The 9039-nt window shown below is 45.6% G+C and carries 12 protein-coding genes and 1 pseudogene; 7 read left to right on the top strand and 6 right to left on the bottom strand.

Annotated elements, in window-relative coordinates; all coding sequences use genetic code 11:
• Together AC6I5A_RS12460 and AC6I5A_RS12455 are read right to left on the bottom strand one after the other, a co-directional pair.
• Positions 1 to 696: tyrosine-type recombinase/integrase (locus tag AC6I5A_RS12460; RefSeq protein ID WP_034616497.1), on the bottom strand; the 696-nt coding region annotated here is incomplete at its 3' end.
• Positions 693 to 1679 (bottom strand): tyrosine-type recombinase/integrase, encoded by a 987-nt coding sequence (locus AC6I5A_RS12455; RefSeq protein ID WP_034616495.1) that lies wholly within the window; start codon positions 1677 to 1679, stop codon positions 693 to 695. The genes AC6I5A_RS12455 and AC6I5A_RS12460, both read right to left, overlap by 4 nt.
• 117 nt (positions 1680 to 1796) lie before the next feature.
• Here AC6I5A_RS12455 and AC6I5A_RS12450 point away from each other — a divergent pair, with 117 nt between their 5' ends.
• The 4 genes from AC6I5A_RS12450 to AC6I5A_RS12435 are packed head-to-tail and all read left to right on the top strand — an operon-like array spanning position 1797 to position 3999.
• Complete coding sequence (locus AC6I5A_RS12450; RefSeq protein WP_497900732.1) at positions 1797 to 2024, top strand: tyrosine-type recombinase/integrase; 228 nt, start codon at positions 1797 to 1799, stop codon at positions 2022 to 2024.
• The gene (locus AC6I5A_RS12445) at positions 2011 to 3003 is read left to right on the top strand and encodes a tyrosine-type recombinase/integrase (RefSeq protein ID WP_034616494.1); all 993 of its coding nucleotides are present in this window, start codon (positions 2011 to 2013) and stop codon (positions 3001 to 3003) included. Before AC6I5A_RS12450 ends, AC6I5A_RS12445 begins: the two co-directional genes overlap by 14 nt.
• A complete protein-coding gene (locus AC6I5A_RS12440) occupies positions 2990 to 3580 on the top strand; it encodes a tyrosine-type recombinase/integrase (RefSeq protein ID WP_497900731.1) in 591 nt (196 codons plus the stop codon). The genes AC6I5A_RS12445 and AC6I5A_RS12440 overlap by 14 nt, the downstream gene beginning before the upstream one ends.
• Complete coding sequence (locus AC6I5A_RS12435) at positions 3517 to 3999, top strand: tyrosine-type recombinase/integrase (protein ID WP_497900734.1); 483 nt, start codon at positions 3517 to 3519, stop codon at positions 3997 to 3999. Before AC6I5A_RS12440 ends, AC6I5A_RS12435 begins: the two co-directional genes overlap by 64 nt.
• A 54-nt stretch (positions 4000 to 4053) precedes the next feature.
• Here AC6I5A_RS12435 and AC6I5A_RS12430 read toward each other — a convergent pair whose 3' ends face one another.
• The 3 genes from AC6I5A_RS12430 to AC6I5A_RS12420 form a co-directional block, all read right to left on the bottom strand.
• A complete protein-coding gene (locus tag AC6I5A_RS12430; protein WP_497900730.1) occupies positions 4054 to 4650 on the bottom strand; it encodes a tyrosine-type recombinase/integrase in 597 nt (198 codons plus the stop codon).
• Between the two features lie 214 nt (positions 4651 to 4864).
• The gene (locus AC6I5A_RS12425; protein WP_497900733.1) at positions 4865 to 5752 is read right to left on the bottom strand and encodes an IS3 family transposase; all 888 of its coding nucleotides are present in this window, start codon (positions 5750 to 5752) and stop codon (positions 4865 to 4867) included.
• Positions 5753 to 5763: 11 nt separating this feature from the next.
• Positions 5764 to 6051, bottom strand: coding sequence for a transposase (locus tag AC6I5A_RS12420; RefSeq protein ID WP_034616490.1), 288 nt, complete (start codon positions 6049 to 6051; stop codon positions 5764 to 5766).
• Between the two features lie 81 nt (positions 6052 to 6132).
• Between AC6I5A_RS12420 and AC6I5A_RS12415 the strand changes: the two are divergent.
• From AC6I5A_RS12415 to AC6I5A_RS12405, 3 genes and pseudogenes are all read left to right on the top strand, one after another.
• Positions 6133 to 6396, top strand: a pseudogene (locus AC6I5A_RS12415) (IS1634 family transposase); the annotation flags it as partial.
• Positions 6397 to 6631: 235 nt separating this feature from the next.
• Positions 6632 to 6838, top strand: coding sequence for a hypothetical protein (locus tag AC6I5A_RS12410; RefSeq protein WP_034616484.1), 207 nt, complete (start codon positions 6632 to 6634; stop codon positions 6836 to 6838).
• 38 nt (positions 6839 to 6876) lie between these two features.
• On the top strand, positions 6877 to 7674 hold the full coding sequence (locus AC6I5A_RS12405; RefSeq protein ID WP_034616480.1) for a tyrosine-protein phosphatase: 798 nt from the start codon (positions 6877 to 6879) through the stop codon (positions 7672 to 7674).
• A gap of 292 nt (positions 7675 to 7966) precedes the next feature.
• Here AC6I5A_RS12405 and AC6I5A_RS12400 read toward each other — a convergent pair.
• On the bottom strand, positions 7967 to 9039 hold a 1073-nt coding region (locus AC6I5A_RS12400; RefSeq protein ID WP_034616478.1), incomplete at its 5' end, for an IS110 family RNA-guided transposase.

The following is a 9039-nucleotide window of genomic DNA, read 5'->3' as shown; positions in this document are numbered from 1 at the left end:
ATTAAAGTGCGTCAGTAACAAGTGTTTGCCACTTCTGTTTGTAAATAGTGCATCGTCTGATTTCAGACCATATGCATTGATATAGAGCTTTAGAATCTTGCCTGTTTCACCAAATATCGGTATTTCACGATACTTGGAGCCCTTGCCTCTAACAAAAACCTTACAGCAGCGACCAATGGTTACATCTGCTACGTTAAGATCTATCAGTTCCTGCACTCGGCATGCCGAGTCATAAAGAAGTGTAAGGATAGCCACATGGCGTAAACCCTCCCTGCTGTTTTTGTCAGGAGCATTAAGAAAAAGCTTTGTTTCCGATTCCGTCAGGTAAAGCGGCGGCTTTTTCTCGACTTTCTTGGCAGGGATATTAATTATGTCAGTACACTGTCCTGATAATTCCGGTGATATTGAGAGCACATAGCCAAAAAAGGATTTTAGCACAGCCAACCGAAGGTTTCTGGTTGAGACGACATTATGCCTCTCAGTCTCTATCCATTCCAGAAATTGCAGTACACAGGTCTGGTTAATATCCGTCAATTCCAGCTTAGGGAGCTTTTTGCCGTTGGATTTGAGGAACATAAACAGTAGTTTAAATGTATCACGATAGGATGCGACAGTATTATCGCCATATCCCCTCTGTGATATCAGATATGACAAGAAATAATTCTGTACATAGTATGAAAGCGAGTTAGTCTTCATAATTCATCCACCTCTGGTATCAGCGTTTTTAGCGCTCCTTCCCTGCGCACGAATTCATCATATCCGTGTTCAGTCAGGTGAATGTATCTTTCCGTATCCCTCAGGTTGACATGCCCAACATATGCTGCAAGTACTGGAACTGCAACGTATAAATCCATTCCGGAATCAAGCATCCTGTCCAGACTTAACGTACAGAAGGAATGACGGATGTCGTGGATTCTTGGGAGCCTGCCTCTCGGAGTACGGACTCCGGATTCCGCGAAGATTTTCTTGAACATATACTTCATAGCAGTATAACTATAACGGGTTCCGGTATAAGGTGAGACAAATAGGTACTGTTCCGAATTATGTCTATGTGCCAAACCCGATACATAATCAAGAATGATCACTGAAAGGCTGTCGGACATCGGTACATATCGTGATACATTGTTTTTCGACTGATATACCACAAGGAGCTGGTTTATAGTATCTACATCCTTAATTCTGAGTGAGAGCACCTCGCCTATCCTCATCCCCGTACCTATAAGGATTCGTAAAAGCACAGGGTAAGCCGTAAGATAATTACTGCTGCGCCTACTTGGTTTCAGATGGTCAGATGCCTCAGTGATTTTAGATAGTTCTTCTGCTGAGAAGATATATGGCTTAAAAGCAACATGGACCTTTTTCATATATTTATTAGAAATCTGGTATGCATGGATACCGAGAGTCTTTAAGAATGCATTGAACTGTCGCAGGTCAGACACCCTCATTGCACGTAATGTCTCCCGCTCGGTATCCTTTCCCTTTAATAACAGTTCAACGGTATCAAGCTCAATATCCAATGTATTGCTGTACCGGTTAAGTGATTCATTCAGGGCTTTTAGCCTTATAAGGGTAGAGTGGGAAACTTTTTCTCCCTTACCACGCTTGAATTCTATATATTTTTCAAAGTACGGCTTAAATATGCCATCTCGAAAAGCAAGGAGTTCTTTATCAGTAATCATAATGCGGGCACCTCTAATGCTGCGTTCCTTAGCTGGCTAATGTCAGACCATACATATTGTCTGGTTGACTGAGCTGAGGCATGCCCCAAAATAGATGCAATTTCACTGATAGGCGTGTTGTCACTCATTAAGCTACTAGCCAAGCTGTGGCGCTTATGGGGAGCTCTCCATAAAAGGCATTCGCTTGCGACCAACCTATTGCAGAATAACGTGGAGGTCTCCACGATTTCTGATATACTGGGGCATTCTGATCCGCAGGTAGCCCGGCACTATCTTCGCGTTGACATGAAAGGACTCTCCAAGTGCGCGATGGAAGTGGAGGTGATGGACTATGTCAAGGAATAAAGTCTTTACCGGGCCACTGACCGAGCACCTGCGGGGACTACCGGAAGAAAAACGGTCATTGGGATATAAATACGAGGAGCAGGCGCGTCTGATGTCTGTCCTGGATGAAATGAGCAAACAATACGACTGCTCTGAAGGACTGTCAAGGGAACTGTGCCTTGCTTTTGTGGAGAGGAAGCCCAACTGGCGCCAGGCAACGCAGGAAGGCCGTGTTGCACTGATCCGTATTTTAGCCGAATACATGATCAGACACGACGCCCCCGCTTACCTGATTGACAGTAATATTGTAACGAACCAGCATGAGGATTTCAAACCATATATTTTTACTCACAAACAGATATCAGACATCTTTGCCGTGGCAGATAAGATAAAGCCGAACGGCGTGAATTCCCATGTTTTCTATCCGACAATACTGAGGGTGCAGTATGGCTGCGGCCTCCGGATATCCGAAACCCTTGGGCTTCGCATGAAGGATGTCGATTTTGATTGCCAATTGCTTCACGTGATTAACGCCAAAAACAACAAAGACCGCGACATCCCTGTAGGCGATTCGGTTATCGAGTATATGAAGTGGTACAAACGAAAGGTTCACTCGGCTTACGCCCCTGAAGATTATTTCTTTAAAAGCCGTTACGGAACCGGCCACTATGAAAAGACAGCCGTCAACCACTATTTCAGAGATATCCTGTTTGATTGCGGCATAAAGCATGGCGGCAGGAACGAAGGCGGCCCGCACCTGCATAATCTCAGGCATACCTTTTGCGTACACAGTCTGGAGGCAATGCTTCGGAATGGGATTACGCACCAGGTCGCGCTCCCTCTCCTAATGACGTACATGGGGCATTCAACGCTCTCCGCCACCGGGCGTTATTTAAAGCTTACAGCAGAAGCCTTCCCTGAACTTGTGCAGCAGATAAATCTGATATATGGCGAGATCATTCCTGACTTGGAGGTGAAAACTGAGTATGAAGACGAATGAATTCCCCCGCATTCTTAGTGGTTTCCTGCTGAATGAACTCCCGGTGGTTCAAAATCAGAGCGGCAACACGATAACCTCATACCGTGACACCTTTATACGGTTGTTGACCTATATGCAGGACGTAGTTAGGGTCAATGCTAGGAAAGTGAGGGTTGATGACCTGACGGCTGAACGCGTAACTGAATTCCTGAACTGGCTGGAAAAGGAACGCGGGAACAGCGTCAGCACCAGGAATCAGCGGCTGGCTGCTATCCATTCGCTGTTCCAGCACATACAGGTGCAGTCTCCGGAATATATGTTTCAGTGCCAGCAAGTGCTCGCTATTCCATTTAAAAAGTCGGGAAAAAAGCAAGTAGGTTTTCTTAGTGAAGACGAGACAAAGGCACTTCTCGCTGTACCCGATACAGAATCTCGAAAGGGTAGGCGTGACCAGGTTCTATTGAGCCTTCTTTATGATATGATAGTGGCGCCCGCGTACAGGAGCTTGCAGACCTTCGAGTCTGTGATCTTCGTCTGGATTCACCGGCTCAAGTCAAGCTCACCGGCAAGGGAAGGAAGACAAGAAGCGTTCCGTTGATGGATAAGACAATCGCTCTGCTGCAGCAGTACCTGCATGAACAGCGGTTAGATAATCCGTCATGCTATGAGCATCCGCTCTTTTTTAATGCTCAGAAAAAGAAACTGACCAGGCAAGGGATCGCGTATGTCCTGAAGAAGTACGCTGACGCCTGCGGCATCAAGAAAATATCCCCTCACCGGCTCCGCCACACGAAAGCGATGCACCTGACAGAGGCCGACATAAACCCTATCTTTATACGGGATTTCCTCGGCCATACCGATTTGAAGGTAACCGAAGTTTACTCGAAAACGAGCGTTAAAATGAAACGGGCAGCGCTGGAAAAGATGAATTCAGGGAAACATGATGTCATTCCCGAGAAAGCCGACTGGACTGAGGATGAATCACTGATGGACTGGCTTGCCGGGTTGAGGCATTAAATAACGTGCTGTTGATCGGTTTTATTATGTAAAGAAAAATTGGCGAGTTGTCGCCTAAATGCGTGGATTCGCCAGTTTACTTTCCATAATATTACTCTTACCATAATACACCTCGGTCGTTCTCACGCTGATGTGTCCAAGCAAATCCCGGATATATATAGGGTCCACCCCCGATTCCACCAACTCCATCGCGGTCGTGTGGCGAATCTTATGCGGGCTAAAATCATCGGGGATTATCGCGGGATTGTCTTCCCGTGCCATTTTGGCGTATTTAGCTACGAGGTAATTTATCCCCTGTCTGGTGAATGGCCCATTCATGTGATTTTTAAATAACCACTCGTCTAGCTTCTCATGCCGATCATAGTTCTTTTGGGCAATGTACTTTTGGATATGAGGGACTATACTCCGCATGAGCGGTACATACCGACCTTTCTGACCCTTGCCGTGAACCAGCAGAGTGAATGGCTCGTGAAGAGACAAGTCCTTTACTCGTATCTGGATAAGCTCGCTTACGCGTATACCGGTCGTGTACATCAAAGCCAGTATGACATAGTCCCTTAGCCCATTCATTTTATCAATACCCACTTTGCTCATCAGCAGGGTGGCCCCATCTGTCTTGAGGTATGGAATTGTCAAATTTGGTACAGTCATTAAACTCGTAAAAATAGCTTTGAGGAATGTGGGTACCAATTTATGGTTAGGTTATAGTTGGCTCTTATCTACCGGAAGGATAGTGCGCTGCTGGAGAGCAACACGAGCAGCCGGTAGAGTTCTGCCGAGGATAGCCAGGGTATCACTTTGATTAACCCTGGTATCTTRTTTTCCTATCCTTGGGAGAATTTTAAGCGAAAAACTCAAAAACTTTTTATCCAGCTCGCTGTAAATTTTTCTGGTAATAGTGTGAGCGTTTCACCAAAGGGGGATAGCCTCCGTTGGTGGTGTAAATACGTTTTCTGTTATAATAGATTTCTATAAAGCGAAACACGATGCTTTTAACGGCATTCATACTCATGACTTCGGTTTTGACCTTGTAGATGCTTTCCTTTTTTAGTGTGGCAAAAAATGATTCCATTCGGGCGTTATCATAGCATTTCCCAGTACTGCTCATACTCTGTATTGCACCATACTGGACTAATGCTTGGCGGTAAAGACCGCTGGTATACTGACTCCCCCTATCACTATGAAAGATCATGCCATACCCTTGATACTTCTTAACTCCAGAGATAAAAGCTTCGATACAAAGCTCTGCCCTCATGTGATTAGCCATTTTAAATCCYACAATGCATCCATCAAAACAATCCAATATGGCGGCTACATAAAGCTTACCGTTGGCTGTTGGGATTTCCGTAATGTCTCCAAGCCATTTTTGATTGGGTGATGAGGCCGTAAAGTCTTGTTTAATCAGATTAGCACTGGCCTGTGCAACCCGATCTACCTTGGTTATTCCGTTACTATGATGTTTCTTCTTAAGCATGAGATGGTGGATCTTACAAAGCTCAAGGATCAAATAATAACTTCCAGTATAGTTCTGGTAAAGTTGTAAATGAAGATAAATTCTATAAGCTCCATAGTCCGGGGTGTTTGCACGAATCTGACGGATCTTAGCCAAAAGCTCATCGTATTTATAGGGTATGGACTGCCTTCTTAACCACTTGTAATACCCGGCTTCACTAACGTTTAATACCTCGCACATGGTTTTAATGCTATGCCGGGTTTTTTCCTTGGTTTTGTGGTGCCATATCCATTGAAATATTTCTCGTGCAGCTACTTCTTTCGGCTCTCTGCGAAAAAACCCAAGGCACTTTTTAAAATATCATTGGCTGCTTCAAGGTCTTTGATCTTTTTCTCCATTGCTTTAATCTCTGCTGTATTTGGATCTATACGTTTATTCCCGCTACCGACAAATGCTATTGAGCCATACTGTTTTGCTCTGTGTCTCCATGTGAATAGTGTAGTTAGTGGGATTCCCAATCGCTCGGCAGTTGCTGTAGGCCCTATTTCGTAAGACAATTTGATGGCTTCTTCTTTGAATTCTTTGTCATAGACTCGCATCTGGATTACCTTCTTTCTTAATGGATATTATTACCAGAATTACGAGTTTTCTGACTCTACTAAAATGATACTACTCCAGTGGAGCGGATTGCAAGAGCTCTGAGTACCGCGACATGTCAGGTTTTAAAGGGCGGCATTATTCACCTCGACGATGTTGGCGGTGCGATCGCATTCCAAAAGATCCGCAACAAAAAAGGCAAACTTGTGGATACGCTGGCATTTTCGGACAAAGATGAAATTGCGCAGGACTACAAGTTAATCCAGGATACGTTCGGCCAAGATTTCTACAATATCTATTTGCGGCAGGAGGTGTTCAACAAATTCCTGAAGAAGATATCTCTATAGCATAACAAAATTTATATGTGATCCAAACGCGAAAAAGCCCATAGTTTCAATGACTATGGGCTTTTCTCACCTTTTTTAAACTGTAAAAGTCAGGCCGAAGAATCAGGTACGATTTATACAACAAAAAAAATACTTGTATCAGTCGCCCCAAAAAATAGAGCAGCAAAGAAAGGCTTGTGTTATAATTAAGCGGGAATCGTTAGAAGCTTGAGATAAAAAGTAAAGGGGTGAAAAAATGGAACAAATCCTCACTCAGATTCTTTCTGAACTACAGGCCCTGCGTGAAGGTCAGTCTCAGCAGGGAGAAGACCTATCTTCTCTGAAAAAAGATGTTCGCGAGATCAAAACGGAATTACGCTTTGTCTGGGAAGACATCAAGAAACTGGATAGCCGTCTCTCTGCACAAGGAGAGGAACTTGTCATCCTAAAACGGTTAAAATAAGATCGCTTCGAATATGAGGAAGCGTCGGGAGAGTTCAGATGATCGATAGCCATAGCCACATCCTGCCCGGAATGGACGACGGATCAAAAAACATGGCGGAAACGCTGGGAATGGTACGTCAGTTGCACGAAGCAGGCTTTAAGACACTGATTGCCACGCCACATGTCCTGGAAGGAAGGGATTTCTTAAGCCCTACGGAAATTTTGACTGCAACGGAACAGGTGCGCCAAGCGGTTACCGAGGCTGGTATTCCGGTTGAAATTCTACCCGGCGCTGAGAACTATATCTTCCCGGACCTGGTTAAGTGGGTGCGTGCCGGAAAACTGCTGACCCTGGGAAATACAGGAAAGCATATCCTTATCGAGTTTCCGCTGCTGGAGATACCTCACTATGCGGATCAAGTGTTTTTTGAGCTCCAAGTCCTGGGGATAACACCGGTCCTGGCTCATCCCGAACGATATAGAGACTTATCCGATCAGCCGGAGCGTATCCTTGATTGGGCCAGGAAGGGGATTCTCCTTCAACTGGATTTAAGAAGTTTAAGTGGACATTATGGTCCCCAGGCAAGGCAGTTAGCCGAAATCATGCTCAACAGTGATCTAATCCACGTTATAGGCTCAGACGCTCACCACGTTTCCAGCAGGGAGTTAACCTATTTAGAAGGACTCCAGAGCATCCAGGAAATCGTGGGTAAGACACGATACCAGGAATTGACGAGGCTAAATCCGCAAACGGTCCTTGAAGGGAATCCTCTGCGGGGCGATAGGGAGTATTTCCTCAAGGGGTCAAGTATTAAGAAAAGGCGAAGCCGATTTTGGAATTTGTTTAGGCGATAAAAAAAAAGATTATTTTCTTTTTTTTGTTTATAGAGGATTTTTTAATTTAGTATCGAATACTCTTAGAATATTGGTAATTTTGTCCTAGGACTAAGTAAAATTGTCCTGGGACTATGGGCCTATTAGCTTATCGTCTTTCCACTATTTAGCAACAATACGCTATGACCATTCCTAAGGCATGGCTATGAAGAAGGGAGTAGCGTGAAAACGTTGCTGGTAATGGGCGGAGGGGTCCTTTGGGGGCAAAAAGAGCATAGTAAACAAGCCCTAACGGAAGCGGAGCGAAGAATGGTTAAGCAGGTAGCGTGATATGCTCGGGACTTACGACGCCTTGGGCAATCAAGAGTTTGGCAGCTTGCCTCAAAGCTTTCTCCTTTTGCTTATTGCAAAGCTCCTGCGGCATATCGACCTGAAATAGGTCGCAAGGGTTGAAGAGCTCACCGGTTTGGAGCATGTGGTAAGCGGCTGTAAGCATCATTCTGGCAATGGCAATAACGGCTCGTTTCTTGCCTCGGCGCTTGGCGATCCGCTCATATTTGATGCGGTAGTAAACAGAAGCGTTCGATTTTACAGCGGCATGGGCTGCTTGCACGAGAGCGGGCTTGAGGTAAACACCTGCCCTGGTAATGCGAACCGACTTCTTTTTGCCGGCGGACTGGTTGTTGCCGGGCGTTAGCCCCGCCCAGCAGCATAAGCGTTTCGAGGATGAGAACTGAGACATATCAGTACCGATCTCAGAGACGATCGTAATGGCAGAAGACCGGTCAACGCCGGGAATGGTACACAGCAAGGCAATGGCGCTTTCGAAGGGTTCAACCATACCGGTGATTGTTTGATCGAGGTCGGCAATGAGTTGTTCCACGAAATTCAGGTGTTTGCGGACGAATCGGATGCGGGCTTTTTGTTCCGGGGTCATTTGAAAACCCTCAATGGATTCGATGACCTGGCTGGCTTTCTTCTTCAAGGAGCGTTGCAGCAGGGTAATACAATGCCTTGGGTCGAAGGAATCCGAGTTTACAAGGTAATCCGTGATGGACGAGGCAGATTTGCCAAACATGTCGGAAACGACAGCATCAAGGGCGACATTGCAAACGGTGAAAGCGTTCTGAAAGCGGTTTTTTTCGCTGGATTTGCAGGAAACGAGCTTGAAGCGGTATCGTGTGTACTCCCGCAAAATGCGGATGTTCTTGGACGGGATAAAGCTGCCAGGGACCAGACCGAGGCGAAAGAGGTCGCCGATCCACTTGGAATCCTTGACATCATCCTTGTTGCCCTTAACAGCAGCCACCCACTTGGGATTGGCGACGGTAACACGGATGCTGTCCTCCAGCAAATTGTAAATGGGAACATAGTACTTCCCTGTAC

Source organism: Desulfosporosinus sp. Tol-M2 (assembly GCF_059735615.1).
Note: the sequence above shows the minus strand (reverse complement) of the source record. Positions and strands in the feature narration are given on the sequence as shown.

What these genes read in the sequence shown, in the direction of transcription:
- AC6I5A_RS12455 (WP_034616495.1), bottom strand. Translation starts at nt 1,679, where the DNA reads ATGATTACTGATAAAGAACTCCTTGCTTTTCGAGATGGCATATTTAAG.
- AC6I5A_RS12445 (WP_034616494.1), top strand. Translation starts at nt 2,011, where the DNA reads ATGTCAAGGAATAAAGTCTTTACCGGGCCACTGACCGAGCACCTGCGG.
- AC6I5A_RS12440 (WP_497900731.1), top strand. Translation starts at nt 2,990, where the DNA reads ATGAAGACGAATGAATTCCCCCGCATTCTTAGTGGTTTCCTGCTGAAT.
- AC6I5A_RS12430 (WP_497900730.1), bottom strand. Translation starts at nt 4,650, where the DNA reads ATGACTGTACCAAATTTGACAATTCCATACCTCAAGACAGATGGGGCC.
- AC6I5A_RS12420 (WP_034616490.1), bottom strand. Translation starts at nt 6,051, where the DNA reads ATGCGAGTCTATGACAAAGAATTCAAAGAAGAAGCCATCAAATTGTCT.
- AC6I5A_RS12410 (WP_034616484.1), top strand. Translation starts at nt 6,632, where the DNA reads ATGGAACAAATCCTCACTCAGATTCTTTCTGAACTACAGGCCCTGCGT.
- AC6I5A_RS12405 (WP_034616480.1), top strand. Translation starts at nt 6,877, where the DNA reads ATGATCGATAGCCATAGCCACATCCTGCCCGGAATGGACGACGGATCA.